Source organism: Wenjunlia vitaminophila DSM 41686 (assembly GCF_000380165.1).
Classification (GTDB): domain Bacteria; phylum Actinomycetota; class Actinomycetes; order Streptomycetales; family Streptomycetaceae; genus Wenjunlia; species Wenjunlia vitaminophila.
This window is the reverse complement of the sequence record NZ_KB904658.1, coordinates 194,023-211,164: the sequence shown is the minus strand read 5'-3', so window position 1 is coordinate 211,164 and position 17,142 is coordinate 194,023. Positions and strand designations below refer to the sequence as shown.

The following is a 17,142-nucleotide window of genomic DNA, read 5'->3' as shown; positions in this document are numbered from 1 at the left end:
CGGCCCGTCACGGGACGCTCTGGACCTCCTCCGGGGTGTCCGCGGCGCCCGCCCCGCCCGCGGCTCCGGCCCGGTGCCCGGCACCGGCCCCCTCCGCGGTGTCGGACACCGGGGCCGTGGGGTCGGCCACCGGGGCCGTGGGGTCGGCCACCGGGGCCGCGGGGTCGGACAGCCAGCCGCGCAGCACCTCGTGGAGCTCCTCCGCCCCGACCAGTTCGCCCGCCGGCACCGGTAGCTCCGCCGGGTGGAGCAGGAACGGCTCGCCCNGCGCGCCGCCGAGCCCGCCGTGCGAGCCGACCTGCTCCTCGAAGGCGTGCACCTCCCCGGTGCGCGGGTCGTACGACGAGTTCACCATCAGGTCCGGCACCTGGGGGAACGAGTCGGTGCGCAGCACCGCCTCGGCGGCGCCGGGGCCGAACGGGGCCAGCGGGTCCCGCCCCTCCACCTCGCCGGTGCGCAGCACCAGCGTTCCCGGGCGGCCCAGCACCAGGGGGCCGCGTTCCCGGCTGCGCACCAGCACGAAGCCGATCCCCGGGTGCCGCACCAGGGTGGGCAGCAACCTGGGGCAGCGTTCCTGGAGCTCCTCGTAGGTCATCCGGTGCGGCACGTCGGGGAAGCTGACCAGGCCGAGGTTCCCGGAGGCGAGGACCAGCGGCTCGGCGCCGGTGGCGGGTCGCTGTTCCCCCTGCTCGGGCCGGTGCAGCGCCGCCCGCACCGCCGCCCGCCCCTCGGCGCCGGTCTGTGCCCGCGCCGCCCGCCGCCGGCCCCTGCGGCTGACCTCCAGGCCGCAGCCGACACGGACCAGGTCCTCCAGGGTCAGGCCGTACCGGTTGGCGAAGGTCTCGCCCTGGCTCTGCCCGTGGTCGGACAGCACCACGAAGCGGTAGGGGCGCGGGGCGTACTCGGCGATGCCCTGGATGAGCCCCAGCGCCTTGTCCAGCCGGCGCAGCACCCGCAGGGTCTCCGGCGCCCGCACCCCGGAGTGGTGCGCCACCTCGTCGTAGGCGACCAGGTCGGCGTAGACCGCGGTCCGTCCGACCAGCATGTCGCCCATCACCGCGGCCACCACCACGTCCCGTTCGACCACCGTGGCGAAGGCCCTGACCAGCGGGTAGACGCCGCCCCTGCGCACCCGTGGCCGCTCGTCGCGCAGCCGTTGCCGCAGCGCCTGGACGATCTCCCGCACCACTTCGGCGAGGAACGCCACGAGGGTCCTGGTGGCGTTGGCGGGGTCGGAGAAGTAGGCGAAGTAGCCGGAGCGGCTGCGCCGGCCCATCCGGCCGGAGACGCTGAGCACCAGGGCGTTCTGGCTGGCGCCGCCGCTGAACAGGTTCCCCCGGCTGGCCCCGTCGGTGGCGAGCAGCCCCGGGTGGCCGCGGCGGCGGCGTTCCAGTTCCGCGGCGTCGGAGGGGCGGTTGCAGACCATCAGCCGACGGGTGTCCTTCTCGTACCAGCGGAAGGCGGGGACGCCGTGGTTGGAGCCGTGCAGGATGCCGAGCTGGCTGGCCCCGGTCTGGCTGCTCCAGTCGGTGCGCCAGGGCTGGAGCCGGTGGGTGCCTTCGGTCAGCCAGGACTGGATGGTGGGCAGGTAGCGGGCCTCGATCGCGGCCTTGAGCACGTCGTGGCCGACTCCGTCGAGCTGGAGGAAGACGGTGCCGGGGGTGGTCGTTCCCGGTTCGCCGGCCGCGGGCTCCGCACGGCGCCGCCGACCGGCGAGCCGGGCCAGGCGGCGGCGGTAGGCGTCGTCGTCGTAGACGGACAGCCAGGCGTTGGTGGACGAGGAGGCGGCGGAGAGCACGGCGGCGATGACCACCGCGGTGGTCACGTTGACCTGGGGTTTGCCCTCCGGGACCACGCGCAGGGCGAGCAGCAGCACCGAACCGTTGAGGAAGAACACCAGCAGGCCGAGCACCAGGGCGGGGACCAGCAGCAGGGCACGCACGATCAACGGCCACAGCAGCGCGCTGAGCAGCCCGAAGGTTCCTGCGGCCACGGCGGCGGTGATGCCGAGCTGGGTGAGGCTCTCCCCGTCCGAGGAGCGGAGCCTGAAGTCCGGGAGGACGGCGGCGAGGGCCACTATCGTCCCGGTGATCACCACCCAGACGGCGAGCACCCGCACCGCGGTCCGCCCGGCCGATCGCCAACGATTCACCGTGCTGCTGCCTGTCTGCCTGCGTGTCACCTTGTTGTACTGCCCTACCGTGTGTTCCTGCGCGTGTGCCTGGAGGTGCCGGGTGCGTGTCCGTGGTCTCCTCGGGGTACGGGCCGACGTGCCGTACCGGGTCGGGGTTCGGTCGGTGCGTGGCCGCTGGTGTCGTTGTCGGTCGTTGTCGGTCGTTGTCGTCGCTCGTGCTGGGTGTGGCGTTTTCCTCCTCCCAAGCGTGGACCATCGCTGACATAACCTCGTTCCGGGGCCCACCGTGCCGGGTGTGACCCGAAGTCCGGGACGAATCAGGGACGAGTGCCAAGGGGAGGCGGTGCCGGGTGGCGACCATTACCTGGTGGGGGCATGCCACAGCGACCGTGGAGGACTCGGGGGTCCGGGTGCTGACCGATCCGTTGTTCCCCCGCCGACTGGCGCACCTGCGCCGCAGGAGGGGGCCCGTCCCGCCGGCGGAGGCCGCGCGGGCCGACCTGGTGGTCGTCTCGCACCTGCACGCGGATCACCTGCACGTGCCCTCGCTCGCCCGGCTGGCGCCCGGCACCCGCGTGCTGGTGCCGCACGGGGCGCTGCGGGCGGTGCCGGGGATGCGGAAGCTGCGGCTGCGGGGGCTGGAGCTGACCGAGGTGGGTGTGGGCGACGAGGTGAGCGCGGGCCCCGTCACCGTTCGGGCGGTCCCGGCGGCGCACGACGGGCGACGGTGGCCGCTCGGCCCGCAGCAGGCGCCGGCGCTGGGGTACGTGGTGCACGGGGCGACGACGACCTACTTCGCGGGGGACACCACCCTGTACGACGGCTGGGAGGACGCGGTGGGGCCCTGTCACCTGGCGCTGCTTCCGGTGGGCGGCTGGGGCCCCAACCTGGGGCCCGGCCACCTCGACGCCAGACGGGCCGCGCAGGCCCTGGACAGGCTGGGCCCCGGGGCGGCGGTGCCGGTGCACTACGGCACGTTCTGGCCGATCGGCCTCGACGGGGTCAGGCCACACGAGTTCCACTCCCCCGGTGAGGACTTCGTCCGTCACTCGGGCCGTCTCGCCCCGCACGTCGAGGTGCACCTGCTGGGGCACGGGGAGAGCGTGCGGCTGAACGGCAGGGTCGATCGGTGATGTTCCCGTTCGCGGCGGCGGCCGAGTCCGCGTCGGAGTCGGCCGGGCAGGCCGTGGGGTTCCCCTCGCTTTTCCTGCTGGTGGCGCTGGGCTCCGTGGTGCCGGTGGTGCCGACCGGGGCGATCGTCAGTTCCGCCTCGGTGGTCGGGTTCCACCAGCAGGCCCCGTTGACGCTGCTGGTGTTCCTGGTGTCCGCGGGCGCCGCGTTCCTCGGGGACCTGGTCCTGTACTGGCTGGGGCGGCGCGGAGTGCGTTCGCGCAACGGCTCCCGTTGGCTCACGCAGTTGCAGGACCGGGCTCCTGAGCAGCGGCTGGCGACGGCGCAGCGACGGTTGGAACGCCACGGGGTGGCGGTCCTGGTGCTGTCCCGGCTGATACCCGCCGGCCGCATACCCGTGATGCTGGCCTGCCTGCTCGCCGACATGCCGCTGCGGGTCTTCCTCCGCGGTGACGTGGTGGCCTGCCTGGCCTGGGCGGCGCTGTACGGGGCGATCGGCATCCTGGGAGGCTCGCTGTTCGCGGAGCCGTGGCAGGGGGTGCTGCTCGCGGTGTGCCTCACCGTGGCGATCAGCGCCGTGCCCGCGGTGTACCGCAGGCTGCGCGGGGAGCGCTCCGCGCGGGCGTGACCACCGGGGCCGGGGCCGGTCCGGGCCTGGTCCGCAGGCCGGTCCTGGCAGGGCTCAGGGGGCAGGACTCAGGGGGTCGGGCTCAGGGGGTCGGGCTCAGGGGGTCGGGCTCGGCGGGGCGGCGGTCGGTGGCGGGCTCGGCGGGGCGGGCGGCTCCGGGGCCGGGTCCAGGGGGGCGCGCTCGTGGTCCAGGACGCGGGAGTCGCCGACCGCCAGGTCCCACAGGTCGGCACGGGGGCGACCGGCCCGCTCCCAGGCGGCGCGGACCCGGTGCAGCGGTTCCATGACGGGTTCCCTGGACAGCAGGAACGTTCCCCAGTGCATGGGGACCATCCGCCGGGCACCGAGGTCGAGGCAGGCCCGCACCGCCTCGTCGGGGTCGGTGTGCACGGCCCGCAGGAACCAGCGCGGCTCGTAGGCGCCGATCGGCAGCAGCGCCAGGTCCACGCCCGGGTAGCGGCGGCCGATCTCGGTGAACCAGGGGCCGTAGCCGGTGTCCCCGGCGAAGTACAGCCGGTGGCCCCCCGGTTCGGTCACCACCCAGCCGCCCCACAGGGAGCGGCAGGTGTCGGCGAGGCCGCGGCGGCTCCAGTGGTGGGCCGGCACGAAGTCGAACCGCACCCCCTCCAGCTCGACGCACTCCCACCAGTCGAGGTCGGTGACCCGGGTGAAGCCCCGGCGGCGGAACCACCGGCCGAGACCGGCGGGCACCAGCAGCACGGTGTCCCTGGGCAGCCGGCGCAGGGTGGGCCAGTCCATGTGGTCGTAGTGGTTGTGGCTGATCAGCACGGCGTCCACCGGCGGCAGCGCGTCCCAGGCCACCCCGACGGGGGTGACCCGCGCCGGGGTGCCCAGGATGCGCCGGGACCAGACGGGGTCGGTGAGCACGGTGAGGTCCCCGACGCGCAGGACGAAGCTGGCGTGCCCGGCCCAGGTCACCGCGGTGCGCCCGGTGCGGGCGAGCGGCACGGCTGACCGGTTCACCGGGAGGCGGCCGAGGTCCGCCAGGGCCTGTCCCCGCGGGCGGAAGCCGCCCTGGCGCATCACCCGGAGCATGTCGCGGGTGCCCGGGAGGGGGTCGGTGAGGCGGTCCGCGAAGGTTCGGGGCCAGACCCGGGCCTCACCCAGCGGGCGGGGCGCGGCGACGACACGTTCGGCACGTTCGATCTGCTCAGTCATGGCGGCTCCGTCGGGGGTCTTCCGGCCGATCGGGGAACGGCGGCGGTGGGGTGGGGGTCGTGCCGCGCGGCGGGGTGGGTGCGGTGGGGGCCCGCGCGGACACCGGGCGGGAAAACGGTAGTTCATCAGTTCGTCAGTTCGGTGAAGAGCAGGCCGAGGGCGGTCAACGCCTCGGAGACGTGCGTCAGCCGCAGCGGGTCCTCGGCGCGCAGCGCCAACCAGCGCTGTTCCGTGGAGGTGCCGTAGAGCGCGCCGGTGGTGACCCGGAACCGCAGCGCCAGCGGGTCGTCCCCGAAGCGGTGGCCGCCCGACACCGCGACGCCGAACCGGTCCAGCAGGTGGCGTTCCAGGGAGGCCGAGTCGCTGACCGACCGCCGGGCCAGGTGGTCAGCGACCGGCCCCAGGTCGGGGTAGAGCTGGTACCCGGCCTGCGCGGGGCGGCACAGGGCACCCGCGCGGCGGAGCAGCGCGCGCGTCTCGGCGACCACCGCGGCGTGCAGCCGGACGCAGGCGGCCAGGTGCGCGTCGAGCACCGCGGGTTCGGACAGCGCCCAGGCGACGGCGTCCTGCACCGGGGCGGGGGCCACCGCCTCGAGGACCGCGGCGCGGTCGAGCACGCGGCGCAGCAGGGGGTCCCCGATGGGTCCCGAGGGGAACCGGGCGACGCCGAAGCGCCAGCCGGACAGGGCCAGCGAGGCGCCGGGCCCGGTGACCACGACGGTGCGTTCCGGCAGGATCTCCGCGGGGCTGACGGCCATCGCGGTGGCGGTGGGGTGGTGCGCCAGGTCCCGCAGGGTCTCGTCGGAGACGACCAGCAGGTCCAGGTCGCGGGCGACCTCGCAGACCTCGTGCAGCAGCTCGGGCGGCGGCAGGGTGCCGGTGGGGTCGTCCGGGACGGTCAGCACCAGGATGCGCGGGTCACCGCCGTTCTCCCGGAACCTGCGCACGGACTCCAGCAGGGCGAACGGGTCGGGGACCCCGCCGCACTCGGCGGGGGTGGGGACCGACACCAGGCGCCGGCCGAGCAGCCGGGCCTGGGCGGGGTACCGGCGCCGCCCGGGCCGGGGCAGCACCAGGTCGCCTGGGGACGCGGAGAGCACGAGCAGGAGCAGCGGGCCGCCCCCGGCCGCGCACACCACCTGCTCGGGCCCGGTGGGCAGGCCGCGGCGGTGGAAGTACCCGGCTGCGGCGGTCCGCACCCCGGCGCTTCCGGGGGCCGCGCCGCGGGCGTTGCGGTGGGTGGCGGCCCCGAGCCGCGCCGCGAGCTCGGGGTGGACGGGCAGCCCCGGCTCCGCGGAGTCCAGTGGCCAGCGGACCCCGGTGGCGGCCGGCGGGGGCTGCGTGCCGTTCAGGAGACCTCCAGGACGATCTTCCCCCGGGTGTGTCCCTGTTGGCTGAGCCGCAGCGCCTCGGCGGCCTCCTCCAGGGGGAACGTCCTGGTGACGTGGACGGAGAGCTTGTGGGCGTCGGCCAGGTTCCCCAACGAGGTCAGGTCCGCGTAGCTCGGCTGGGCGAAGACGTAGCGACCGCCGACCTTCTTGACTCCGACGTCGACGATGGAGGCGATCCGGGGTTCGTCCCTCCGCGACGCGCCGACCAGGGCCACGGACGCCGCCACGGCGTCGCCCCCGACGAAGTCCACCGCCGCGTCCACGCCCTCCGGGGTGACCTCCCGTACCCGTTCCACCAGGCCCTCGCCGTAGGCGACGGGCACGGCGCCCAGGGAACGCAGGTAGTCGTGGTTGCCCGGGGAGGCGGTGCCGATGACCCGGGCGCCGTGGGCCACGGCGATCTGCACGGCGAACGAGCCGACCCCACCGGACGCGCCGTGCACCACGACGGTGTCCCCGAGGCCGACGCCCGCGGCGGCGAGGCACTGGAAGGCGGCGAGCCCGGCCAGCGGCAGACCGCCGGCCTGCGGCCAGTCCAGGGAGGCCGGCTTGTCGGCCAGGGTCCGCACCGGCGCGGCCACCAGTTCGGCGTAGGTGCCGTTCTGCACGTGGTCCTCGCGGACGTAGCCGATGACCTCGTCGCCGACGGCGTACTCCACGACGGCCGGGCCGAGCTCCTCCACCACCCCGGCCAGGTCCCAGCCGGGGACCAGCGGGAAGTGGACCCTGGCCACCTCGTCCATGCGGCCCTGGGCGATCTTCCAGTCGACCGGGTTGACCCCCGCGGTCCGCACCCGGACCAGGACGCTGTCGGGTCCCACCTTGGGACGTGGAACGTCAACCGGTCGCAGCTTCTCCGGCCCCCCGTACTCCTTCATGGCCATGGCTCTCATGGCTCAAGCGAACCAAAGGGCGCCTGGGGTCGCATGCGGAAGTCGTAGTGGTGGGGCAACGGGTACTCCGCCCGGGCTCGGGCCCTGACCTCGTCGGTGACCGGCTCCCCGGCCCCGGCGACCAGGAGTTCGGCGATGGCGTACCAGGTGTCGCCCAGCGTCTCCTCGCCCTCCGCCAGGTCGGTCACCTCGAACCCGGAGTCGAACACCTCCTTGGCCGCCTCGGCCTCGCCCGCGGCCAGCAGGGTCCTGGCCCGCAGCAGCCGGAACCTGCCCTGGCGGCGGACGGCCACCGGCAACTGGTCGAGGACCCGTCGGGCGTCCTGCCAGCGGCCCACGTCGAGCAGCGCCTCCACCGCCTCCCGGGAGAGCGCGGCCAGCGCCGCGGCGGGCTCGGTGCCGACCGGGGCGTGGTAGGTGATCCGGTCAACGAGGTCCACCGCCTCGAGCAACCGGTCCGCTCCCCGGCTGGTCTCCCCCTCCGCCAGGTCCGCCTGGGCCAGACAGCGCAGCGCCCACGGGCTGCGCCCCCGGTCCATGGAGCGTTCCCAGGCCCGCACCGCCTGCGCCCGGTCCCCGGCGTGCCAGGCGGCGACGCCCAGGTGGTACTCGGTCAGCCAGGTGGGTGCGGCGGTCTCCAGCATGTCCCGCCAGTGCCGCCCCACCAGTGAAGGACCCGGCGGGTCCTCCGTCCTGGCCTCGCGCATCCCGCCGACGGCGAGCAGGTCGTGCCAGGGCTGCTGGGCGGCGCCGATGGTGGCCGCACCGAGCTCGGCGGTGCCGAACGGGGTGCCCGGCAGGTCGTACCGGCCCCAGGCCACCTCGAGCCCGCCCCAGCCCGAGCCCACCGCCAGCACGTCCTTGGGCGGCGCGTCCGCGTGGGGCCGCCAGCTCGCGTAGGCGGCGTCCACCGCTTCGCGGGGCAGCGCGGCCTCCAGCCGTTCGGCGACCTCCTCGGTGGCCTCCCGCCAGTCCGCCGAGTGGGCCAGCCCCGGGTCCGCCCGCACCGGCCCGTAGGCCTCGAGCCAGGACACCTCGGCCCCGGCCTCCAGCGGGACGTGTTCGAGTTGGGTGCGGCTCAGTCCGGCCTGGATCTCCAGGTAGCCGCCGGTGCCCGGCTCGGTCAGCCACTCCTGCCAGCGCCGGCCGCCCGTGCCCGTCCCCCAGTGGAAGAGCTTGCGGCCCCGCAGCACGTCGGTGGAGGTCTGCACCAGGCCGTGGCCCCGGTCGTCCACGGCGGCTATCCAGCGCCGTCCCGCCTCGGGCACGTCGTAGAAGTAGTCGGCGGCGTGTTCGACGCGCGAGGGGTAGCTGCGGTCCACGCCCTCCCAGCGGGGGACCGGAATCCTCCGCAGGGAGCGCTGGTAGCCGAAGTGCCAGGCGCTGTCCGCGGGGACCAGCACCCTGGTGCCCTGGTCCTGCGGCACCGCGGTGTTGGACCACCAGTAGGTGGCGGTGTCGTGGTGGTGCGGGTTGCGGATGCGCACCCCGACGTGGAGGAAGTCCGAGTCGGCCGGCAGCCACAGGTCCACCTGGAACGGCAGGTCCCGCAGCCGCTCCCACTCCCACAGCCGCAGCATCTCCCCGCCGTCGGGGGCGGGGAGCCGGGCGGCGTGCAGCGGCGCGACGGACAGCGTGCCGTGCCCGGTGGCACCGATGTTCCACTCGACCCCGCCGGAGAACCACGCCCCGTTCAGGGCGAAGTTGGCCGGCTGCAACACGGGGTTGCGGTACAGCAGCTCACGGTCGGTCGGCTTGTGGAACAGGGAGAACAGCCGGCCGCCGAGCGTCGGCAGCACGGTCGCCCGCAGCCGGTCGTTCTCCAGGACCAGCGCGGGCAGCCGGCGCGGGACCCGGTCCCGCCGGTAGCCGTCCACGATCCGGCAGGGCAGCACGGACGTCAGGGGCGCCAGCCCGATCTGCCTGGCCATGTCCCGGGGGAGCGTTTCGTCGCTGTCCACCCGGTGGGCCTCGTGCGGTCCCCGCAGTTCGGGCAGGGGGTTCTCCGGTCCGAGTCCCACGCCGGGAACAGTGATCGTCGTGCTGCGCACGGTCGTACCCAAGGCCACCTCGCCCACCTCGCGCGGCCGTGCCGGTCAACGGCCGTCGTGGATCTATGGAACCCCCCGTTGGTGCCCGGTGACCAGACCGTCTCGCATCATGTGGACGAACGGGGCGTCAGCGCCCGGGAGGCGGTGCCGAGGACGCCACCGCCACGCACGCCGCGTAGCCGCTGTCCACGGCGAGGTCGGTCAGCGTCCAGCCGGGCGGGTCCACGGGCAGCGGCCCGATGCCGAGGTAGTGGCCGTCAAGGCCGCCGCCCACCCCGGCTCCTGTGCCCTTCAGGTGCGCCTCCTTGCGCGCCCAGACCCGGGCGAACGCCGCGGGGCGGCGGTCCTGCGGCAGCATGGCCAGCTCGGCGCGCTCCCTGGGGTGCAGGGAGCCGGCCACCTCCTCGACCGTGGAGGAACCGGGGAAACGTTCCACGTCGGCGCCGACCGGCCGGTCGGCGAAGGCGAGCACCGCCAACTCGTCGCTGTGCGAGAGGGAGAAGTGCAGCGGGGGTGTCGGCCGTCCGGCGACCGCGGGCCGGCCGTGCGGCTTGGTGCACAGCGGGCACGGTTCCCGGACGAACTCCACCTTTCCGGGGTCCTGCTCCAGGTAGGCGCCGAGCAGCCGGCGCAGCGCCGTGTGCGCGGCCACGTAGCGGTCACGGAGTTCCTGCCGGACGAAGGCGTTCGCGCGTCGGCGTTCCTCGGTGTCCAGCAGTTCGTACCCGGCGGCGAGTTCGGCGGCCGACTGGTCACGGACGTGCTGGACCCACATTTGGGGGACGCCCGCCTCGGGCCGGGGCAGGGTGTCCGGCAGCGTGCGGAGGGCGAGTGCGCGGGGAGCGAGGGAGGAGGTGGTGGTCACGACGTCCTGCCAGGGGTGGTCGGCTGAAGCGGATGGGGCCGGCGACCGCGGCGGGGTACCCGGTTGTGGCCGCCCCGCGCGGTACGTCGCCACGGCGACCTCCGTACGGTAGTCGGTTCCTGCCCGGGCCGCCGGAAGCAGCCCGGGGCGCTGGTCAACTCCTGGTCGAGCGGGCGGTCAGGGGGCGGCCGCGGGCTCCGCCGACCGGGGGACGCGGCCTGGCGGCTGCGCTCCGGGGACGCCCGCCGGGCGGATCATGGTCGCGTCCGCCCCGTCCACCCGACCGACGCTCGCCCACCGGCCGTCACCTGGCGAACGCCCCGGGCACCGCGCCCGGGACCCGGCCGGCCCACGGTCGTGATCCCCTGGAGCGCCGCGCATGGCAGAGTCCGCCCCCCGGGCACCCACCGGCGGAACCCTCACCACCGGCTCCGCGACCGGGCGAGCGGTGCTGGGCTCGGCGGTCCTCGGCTCCGGCATGGCCATGCTGGACGGCACCATCGTCACCGTGGCCCTCCCCCACATCGGGGCGGACCTCGGGGAGTCGCTGGCCAGCCTCCAGTGGACCCTCAACGCCTACATGCTCACCCTCGCCGGACTGATCCTGCTCGGCGGGGGCCTGGGCGACCGCTACGGGCGGCGCCGGGTGTTCGAGGTGGGGGTCGTGTGGTTCACGGTGGCCTCCCTGCTGTGCGGTCTCGCACCCAGTGGGCTGACGCTGATCGCGGCCCGGGCGCTCCAGGGGGTGGGCGGGGCGCTGCTCACCCCCGGTTCCCTGGCCCTGGTGCAGTCCTCGTTCCGGCAGGACCAGCGCGCCAAGGCGGTCGGCCTGTGGTCGGGCCTCAGCGGGGTGGCGACCGCGTGCGGCCCGTTCCTCGGCGGATGGCTGGTGGACGGGCCCGGATGGCGGTGGATCTTCTTCATCAACGTGCCGTTCGCGGTGGTGGTGTTGCTGTTGTCCCGGCGGGTGCCGGAGAGCCGCGACTGGTCGGCTTCCGGGCGTTTCGACGTGCCGGGCGCGGTGCTCGCGGCGCTGGCCCTGGGCGGCGTCACCTATGCGCTGATCGATGCTCCGGCGTATCCCGCGCTGGTGGGCGGGGTGCTGCTGGCGGTCGGCTTCCTGTGGCGGGAGCACCGGGCGCCCCGGCCGATGATGCCCCTGGGGATCTTCCGGTCGAAGCTGTTCAGCGCGGTGAACGTGGTGACGCTGTGCCTGTACGCGGCGATGGGCGGGGTGTTCTTCCTGCTGCCCACCCAGTTGCAGAACGGCCTCGGGTACAGCGCGCTGGCCGCCGGACTCGCGTCGATGCCGGTGACGGTCCTGATGACCGCGCTGTCCGGGCCCGCCGGGGCGCTCGCCCAGCGGATCGGCCCGCGGACGCCGATGACGGTGGGGGCGCTGGTGGCCGGCGTCGGCCTGGCCCTGTTGCACCGGGTGCACCCCGGCGGCGACTACTGGACGCACGTGTTCCCCGCCGTGGTGGTCCAGGGCCTGGGGATGAGCCTGTTCGTGGCGCCGCTGACGGCCACCGTGCTGGCCTCGGTGGAGGTGCGCAGGGCCGGGTTGGCCAGCGGGGTGAACAACGCGGCGGCCCGGGTGGCCCAGTTGGTGGCGGTGGCCGCGCTGCCGTTGCTGACCGGTCTGTCCGCCAACGAGTACCGGGTGGCCAGCGCGGTGGACGCGGCGTTCGGCCGGGCGGTGCTGATCTGCGCGGGACTGATGCTGGCGGGCGCGGCGCTGTCCTGGCTGACCGTGCCGGGCGTGCTGGAGCGCCCGGCCGGGGAGCCGACGTCCACCCCGCACTGCGCCCACCACTGCGCGGTCAGCGCCCCGCCCCTGGAGCCGGGCACCCCGGACCCGGCGCGCGCCCCGCGGGGAGGTCCTGACGGGCCGTCCCGGCCCTGAACGGGCCGCCGCACGGTGGCGTGCGGTCCGGTCCCGCTCCGGTCATGGCGGGACCGGACCGTCCCACCGCGCGGTCGGTGCCGGCGGTCCTTCCCGGTACCCGCCGACCCGACCGCGCGGTCCCCCGTGCCCGCACGCGCCCCCGTCGCGCGCGGGCCGACACGGACGTTCAGTGCGCCGGGGCCCCCAGGTCGCGCTGGCCGCGGCGGTCCTGGCCCTGCCGGGACTCCAACCGGAGCCCGGTCACCTGGTCGTCGTCGATGTCCACCCCGAACACCGTGTGCAGGACCTTCCGGTACTCCTCGACCGGAACCCTGCGGTGTTCCTCGTCGCCGTCGTGCCGAGTGGTGGTCAGGTCCTGGTCACGCAGGCAGATCCGGGCGTGCGGCCCCATCCGCTGCACGATGACCGACCCGGTGAACGGTGACATCGGGGCGGTGGCCGTGAAGTGGTTGGCGGCCACGAAGTCCACCGCGTGCTGCGGCGCGGTGGTGAACTCGTACAGGTCGAACCAGCCCTCGGGGTGACGGGTCCGGAGCCGCCAGGCGTCCTCCTGGGCCCCGGCGACCCGGACGAGCTGGTAGCTCCAGTCGCCCTGCCGGGCGGTGGCCCCGTCCCGGAACGGCAGCGGCTCCAGTGGACCCTCGCTGCCGAACCCCACGTCCGCCAGCCAGGTCCCCTCCCCGGCCCGCACCCTGAGCACGATGTGACCGCGTGGCCGTATCCGGTCCACGCCCATCCGGATGCGTCCGAGCAGCCGGTCCACCTGGAACCCGCACCGTTCGAGGACGGCGCCGAACAGCAGGTTGTGCTCGTGGCAGTACCCGCCCCTGGCCCGGTGGACCACCTTCGCCTGGAGACTGGTGACGTCCAGGGCCGGTACCTGGCGGAGCATCACGTCGATGTTCTCGAACGGGATCGACGCCACGTGGGCGCGGTGCAGCGCCCGCAGGGTCTCGGCCGTCGCCTCCGGCTCCCCCCGGAACCCCACCCGACGCAGGTACGCGTCGAGGTCCAGCAACTCGCCGCCCCACTCCGACGACTTCTCGGCCACGGCCGCGGTCATAGCTCCCCCCGCACTGAGTTTCACATACTGTGCAGGTTGTAAGTTACACAGCATGTGAACATCGCGGCAAGCCAAGGGACCGGTCCGCGGGCTTCGGGGCGGGCGGGGAGGGATTCATGGGAGAACCGACGCACGGGCCCGGCAACGCCCGCGGACGAAGGACCAGGGACGCCCTGCTGGCGGCGGCGCGGACGCTGCTGGAGGAACAGGGTTTCGAGGCGCTGACCATGGCGGCGGTGGCGGAGCGGGCCGGGATCACCCGACGCGCGGTGTACCAGCACTTCCGCTCCAGGTCCGAGCTGGTCACCGACCTGTTCACCCACGCGGTGGCCGACGAGGGCCTGGCCGAGTCGCTGCGCCCGGTGTGGGAGGCCCCCGACGCGGTGAGCACCCTGGAGGAGTTCGCCCGGCACCTGGCGCGGTTCACCCCGCGGTTGCGGACCGTGTACCACGCGGTGGACAGGGTCCGCCACCAGGACCCGGACGCGGCGGCGCACCGGGCGCTCACCGACCGTAACCAGCGGGCCGGCGCCCAGGAGGTGATCCGGCGGTTGGACACCGAGGGTCGGCTGGCCCCGCCGTGGACGGAGGAGACCGCCACCGACATGCTCTGGGCACTGATGTCGGTGGACCTGCTCGAGCGGCTGATGGTGGACCGCGGGTGGAGCCGTGAGCAGTTCGGCGAGCGCATGGCGGCGCTGTTGCGCGCCACGCTGGTGACCCCCGGGGGCTGAGGCCCGCGGGGCCGCGGTCACCGCCGGGCCCGCGCCGCCCTCCCGGCCAGGTACTGGTCGTAGGTGACCGTGCCGACCGCCCGGTCCGGGGCCAGGTTGGCCCCACGGCGGAACGCCCGGAACGCCCGGCCGGGCAGCCGGAGCGGGACCACGGGACGCCGCCAGCCCCCCGCCCGCATGGTGGTCCTGGCCAGCTCCGACGCGGTCCGCATCTCGGGGCCGCCCAGGTCCTCCACCCGGCCGGCCGGCTCGCCCCTGGCCAGCTCCGCGAGCCTGGCGGCGACCTCGGACACCTCCACCGGTTGGAACCAGAAGCCGCTGGGCGTCAACACCACCGGCAACCTGCGTTGCGCGTCGGTCATCGCGGCCACCAGGTCGTGGAACTGGGTGGCCCGCAGGATCGTCCACGGCAGGTCGCTCGAGGCGACCAGCCGCTCGGTGGCGAGTTTGGCCCGGTAGTAGGGGAACGGGTTGGTGTCGATGCCAACGATCGAGACGTAGACGAGGTGTGGTCGGCCCCCCGACCGGCGCACCGCCTCCACCAGCCGGCGGGCGTACGCCACCTCGTGCCGCATGCTGGTCGCGCAGTGCACGATCACGGCGACCCCGTCCACCGCGGCGTCCAGACCCCGGCCGGTGCCGAAGTCACAGGTCACCCAGTGGTAGGGGCGGTCGTCCGACTCCGGCCGGGGACGGCGGCTCGTCACCCGTACCTCGACGCCGTCCGCCAACAGCCGCTCGACGAGCGGGCGCCCCAGGGTTCCGGTGGCGCCGGTCACCAGGACCGGTCCTTCGTTGGTGCTCATGTCGCTCCGCGGGTCGTGTGGTGTCACGTTCACCGGCCAGGGCCGGGCGGCCCGGCACGGCTGGTGCCCGCCGGACCGTCACCGGTCGGACTCCAGCTTCCCCGGGTCCGGCCCTCCCCGCACCTCGCCGTCGCGCCGCCGCGGCGGAGGGCTACTCCACCCCGGTGAGGAAGCGGTCCAGGACCCGCACCCCGAAGCGCAGGGCCTCCACCGGGACCCGCTCGTCCACGCCGTGGTACAGCCCCTTGTAGTCGAACCCCACGGGGAGCTTCAGCGGGCTGAAGCCGTACCCGGTGATGCCCAGCCGGGAGAACTGCTTCGCGTCGGTGCCCCCGGACATGCAGTACGGGACCACGTGCCCGTCCGGGTCGAAGTGCTCCACCGCGTCCCGCATGGCCCGGAACGTCGGGGAGTCCACCGGGGCCTGCAACGGCACCTCCCGGTGGGCGAACTCCCAGTCCACCCCGGAGCCGGTCAGGCGGTCCAGGGTTGCCCGGAACTCCTCCTCGGTCCCCGGGAGCACCCGTCCGTCCACGTGCGCGGTGGCGGTGCCCGGGATGACGTTGACCTTGTAACCGGCGTTGAGCATCGTCGGGTTGGCGCTGTTGCGCACCGTGGACTCCACCAGCGACGCCGCGGAGCCCAGCTTGTGGAGCAGCGCGTCCACGTCGAAGTCGGCGGCGTCCAGGTCCACGGTGACGCCGGAGAGCTCGGCCATTTCGGTCAGCGCGGCCCGGACGGTGGTGGTCAGCCGCACCGGCCACTCGTGGGCGCCGATGCGGGCCACCGCCGAGGCCAGCCGGCTGACCGCGTTGTCCCTGTTGACCTGGGAGCCGTGTCCTGCCCTGCCGTCCGCGGTGAGCTTCAGCCAGGCGGTGCCGCGCTCCCCGGCGGCCACCGGGTACAGGCGCAGGCCGGTGTCGGTGTGGAAGGTGTAGGCACCGGACTCGCTGATGCCCTCGGTGCAGCCGTCGAACAGTTCGGGGTGCCGCTCGGCCAGGAAGCCGGAGCCGTACTCCGCGCTGTCCTCCTCGTCCGCGGTGAACGCCAGCACCACGTCCCGACGGGGCCTGCGGCCCTGCCGGGCCCACGCGCGCACGACCGCGAGCACCATCGCGTCCATGTTCTTCATGTCGATGGCGCCGCGGCCCCAGACCACGCCGTCGCGCACCTCGCCGGAGAACGGGGGTACGGTCCAGTCCGCGGCCTGCGCGGGCACGACGTCCAGGTGCCCGTGGACCAGCAGCGCGTCCCGGGACGGGTCCGAACCCTCGATCCTGGCCACCACGTTGGCCCGGCCCGGCGCCGACTCCAGCACCAGCGGCTCAAGACCCGCACCGGCCAGGGCTTCGGCCACGTACTCGGCGGCGGGCCGCTCGTTGCAGTCCCCACCACCGCGGTTGGTGGTGTCGATCCTGATCAGATCCGAGGTGAAGCGCACCACCTCCTCGTCCGCGAGGGCGTCAGCCATAGTTCTTCTCCACGGCGTTGGCGACCAGGGTGGTGACCGCCTTGAAGCAACGGATGCCGGCGTACATGTCAGCGGCGGTGTAACTCACCCTGCGCTCCCCGGTGCGGGTCACCGTGGGCACCATGGTGGCCGCACCGGTGAGTTGGGCCGCGTCGAACTCCAGCTCGACGGTGTAGGGGCCGCCAGGGCGTGGCTGCTGCCTGCCGGCCAGCGCCGCGGCCTCCTTGGCGGCGGCGCTGATCGCCGCGGCGGTGCGGGCCGGGGGCCGGCACACCGCCGCGTAACGGGAGACGTAGTCCTTGACCGCCACCCCCAGCGCGTCCGGGGCGTATCCGCGCGCGTCCAGACAGGTGCGGTCGTCACCGGTGACCAGGACCACGGGAACGCCGTACTCGGCAGCGACCAGGGCGTTGAGCCGGCCCTCGCTGGCCGGCTCCCCGTTGACCCAGACCCCGGTGATGGAGTTGGCCAGATAGGTGTGGGCGAGCACGCCCTCGGTGCCGGCACCGGTGTGGTAGCCGACGAACGCCACGCCGTCCACGTCCCCGTGCTGGACCCCCTCCACCATCGTCAGGTCCTTGTGCCGGCCGGTGAGCATCGTGGCGCGCTCGTCGAGCCGTTCGAGCAGCAGGTTGCGCATGGTCGCGTGCGCCTCGTTGACGAGCACCTCGTCGGCCCCGCCGGCGAAGAACCCCGCGATCGCCGCGTTGACGTCGGAGGTGAACATCGCCCGGCAACGCTGCCACTGTTCGGTGCCCGGCTCCACGTCGGCGGGCCAGGTGACGCCCGTCGCGCCTTCCATGTCGGCGCTGATCAGGATCTTCATGGAGTCACGGTATACGCGCGTGGAGTCCCGCACACCAGGGCGGGTCGGGAACCGAACGCCC

The 17,142-nt window shown here is 74.5% G+C and carries 14 protein-coding genes; 4 read left to right on the top strand and 10 right to left on the bottom strand.

Going from position 1 to position 17,142, the window contains the following annotated elements; translation table 11 throughout:
- Positions 1 to 7: 7 nt before the first annotated feature.
- Positions 8 to 2,119, bottom strand: a complete 2,112-nt coding sequence (locus A3IG_RS29140; protein ID WP_018383322.1) for an alkaline phosphatase family protein — start codon at positions 2,117 to 2,119, stop codon at positions 8 to 10.
- Positions 2,120 to 2,484: 365 nt separating this feature from the next.
- On the opposite strand from A3IG_RS29140, the gene A3IG_RS0109465 reads away from it, so the two are divergent.
- Entirely contained in the window at positions 2,485 to 3,267 is a 783-nt protein-coding gene (locus A3IG_RS0109465; RefSeq protein ID WP_040911090.1) for an MBL fold metallo-hydrolase, read from the top strand.
- Positions 3,267 to 3,893 (top strand): DedA family protein, encoded by a 627-nt coding sequence (locus tag A3IG_RS0109460; RefSeq protein WP_018383320.1) that lies wholly within the window; start codon positions 3,267 to 3,269, stop codon positions 3,891 to 3,893. The genes A3IG_RS0109465 and A3IG_RS0109460 overlap by 1 nt, the downstream gene beginning before the upstream one ends.
- A 96-nt stretch (positions 3,894 to 3,989) precedes the next feature.
- Here A3IG_RS0109460 and A3IG_RS0109455 read toward each other — a convergent pair whose 3' ends face one another.
- The 5 genes from A3IG_RS0109455 to A3IG_RS0109435 all read right to left on the bottom strand — a co-directional run bounded on the left by A3IG_RS0109455 (position 3,990) and on the right by A3IG_RS0109435 (position 10,272).
- Complete coding sequence (locus A3IG_RS0109455; RefSeq protein ID WP_018383319.1) at positions 3,990 to 5,072, bottom strand: MBL fold metallo-hydrolase; 1,083 nt, start codon at positions 5,070 to 5,072, stop codon at positions 3,990 to 3,992.
- Between the two features lie 125 nt (positions 5,073 to 5,197).
- Positions 5,198 to 6,271, bottom strand: coding sequence for an aminotransferase class I/II-fold pyridoxal phosphate-dependent enzyme (locus tag A3IG_RS0109450; RefSeq protein WP_018383318.1), 1,074 nt, complete (start codon positions 6,269 to 6,271; stop codon positions 5,198 to 5,200).
- 149 nt (positions 6,272 to 6,420) lie between these two features.
- Positions 6,421 to 7,356 carry an NADP-dependent oxidoreductase gene (locus A3IG_RS0109445; protein WP_026220072.1) on the bottom strand — a complete coding sequence of 312 codons (936 nt, stop codon included), beginning with the start codon at positions 7,354 to 7,356 and terminating at the stop codon, positions 6,421 to 6,423.
- Entirely contained in the window at positions 7,353 to 9,419 is a 2,067-nt protein-coding gene (locus A3IG_RS0109440) for a DUF5107 domain-containing protein (protein WP_026220071.1), read from the bottom strand. Before A3IG_RS0109440 ends, A3IG_RS0109445 begins: the two co-directional genes overlap by 4 nt.
- A 115-nt stretch (positions 9,420 to 9,534) precedes the next feature.
- Positions 9,535 to 10,272, bottom strand: coding sequence for a 4'-phosphopantetheinyl transferase family protein (locus A3IG_RS0109435; protein ID WP_018383315.1), 738 nt, complete (start codon positions 10,270 to 10,272; stop codon positions 9,535 to 9,537).
- 379 nt (positions 10,273 to 10,651) lie between these two features.
- On the opposite strand from A3IG_RS0109435, the gene A3IG_RS0109430 reads away from it, so the two are divergent.
- Positions 10,652 to 12,178: an MFS transporter gene (locus A3IG_RS0109430; RefSeq protein ID WP_018383314.1), complete on the top strand. Its 1,527-nt coding sequence runs from the start codon at positions 10,652 to 10,654 to the stop codon at positions 12,176 to 12,178.
- A 169-nt stretch (positions 12,179 to 12,347) separates the two neighbouring features.
- Here the strand turns inward: A3IG_RS0109430 and A3IG_RS29135 are convergent, their stop codons facing one another.
- The gene (locus A3IG_RS29135; RefSeq protein ID WP_018383313.1) at positions 12,348 to 13,244 is read right to left on the bottom strand and encodes an arylamine N-acetyltransferase family protein; all 897 of its coding nucleotides are present in this window, start codon (positions 13,242 to 13,244) and stop codon (positions 12,348 to 12,350) included.
- Between the two features lie 116 nt (positions 13,245 to 13,360).
- Between A3IG_RS29135 and A3IG_RS29130 the strand changes: the two genes are divergently transcribed.
- Entirely contained in the window at positions 13,361 to 13,978 is a 618-nt protein-coding gene (locus A3IG_RS29130; protein ID WP_018383312.1) for a TetR/AcrR family transcriptional regulator, read from the top strand.
- Between the two features lie 17 nt (positions 13,979 to 13,995).
- Here the strand turns inward: A3IG_RS29130 and A3IG_RS0109415 are convergent, their stop codons facing one another.
- The 3 genes from A3IG_RS0109415 to A3IG_RS0109405 all read right to left on the bottom strand — a co-directional run bounded on the left by A3IG_RS0109415 (position 13,996) and on the right by A3IG_RS0109405 (position 17,081).
- Entirely contained in the window at positions 13,996 to 14,784 is a 789-nt protein-coding gene (locus tag A3IG_RS0109415; protein ID WP_018383311.1) for an SDR family oxidoreductase, read from the bottom strand.
- 151 nt (positions 14,785 to 14,935) lie between these two features.
- On the bottom strand, positions 14,936 to 16,255 hold the full coding sequence (locus A3IG_RS0109410; RefSeq protein WP_018383310.1) for a M20/M25/M40 family metallo-hydrolase: 1,320 nt from the start codon (positions 16,253 to 16,255) through the stop codon (positions 14,936 to 14,938).
- Entirely contained in the window at positions 16,248 to 17,081 is an 834-nt protein-coding gene (locus A3IG_RS0109405; protein ID WP_018383309.1) for a M55 family metallopeptidase, read from the bottom strand. Before A3IG_RS0109405 ends, A3IG_RS0109410 begins: the two co-directional genes overlap by 8 nt.
- Positions 17,082 to 17,142: the final 61 nt, after the last annotated feature.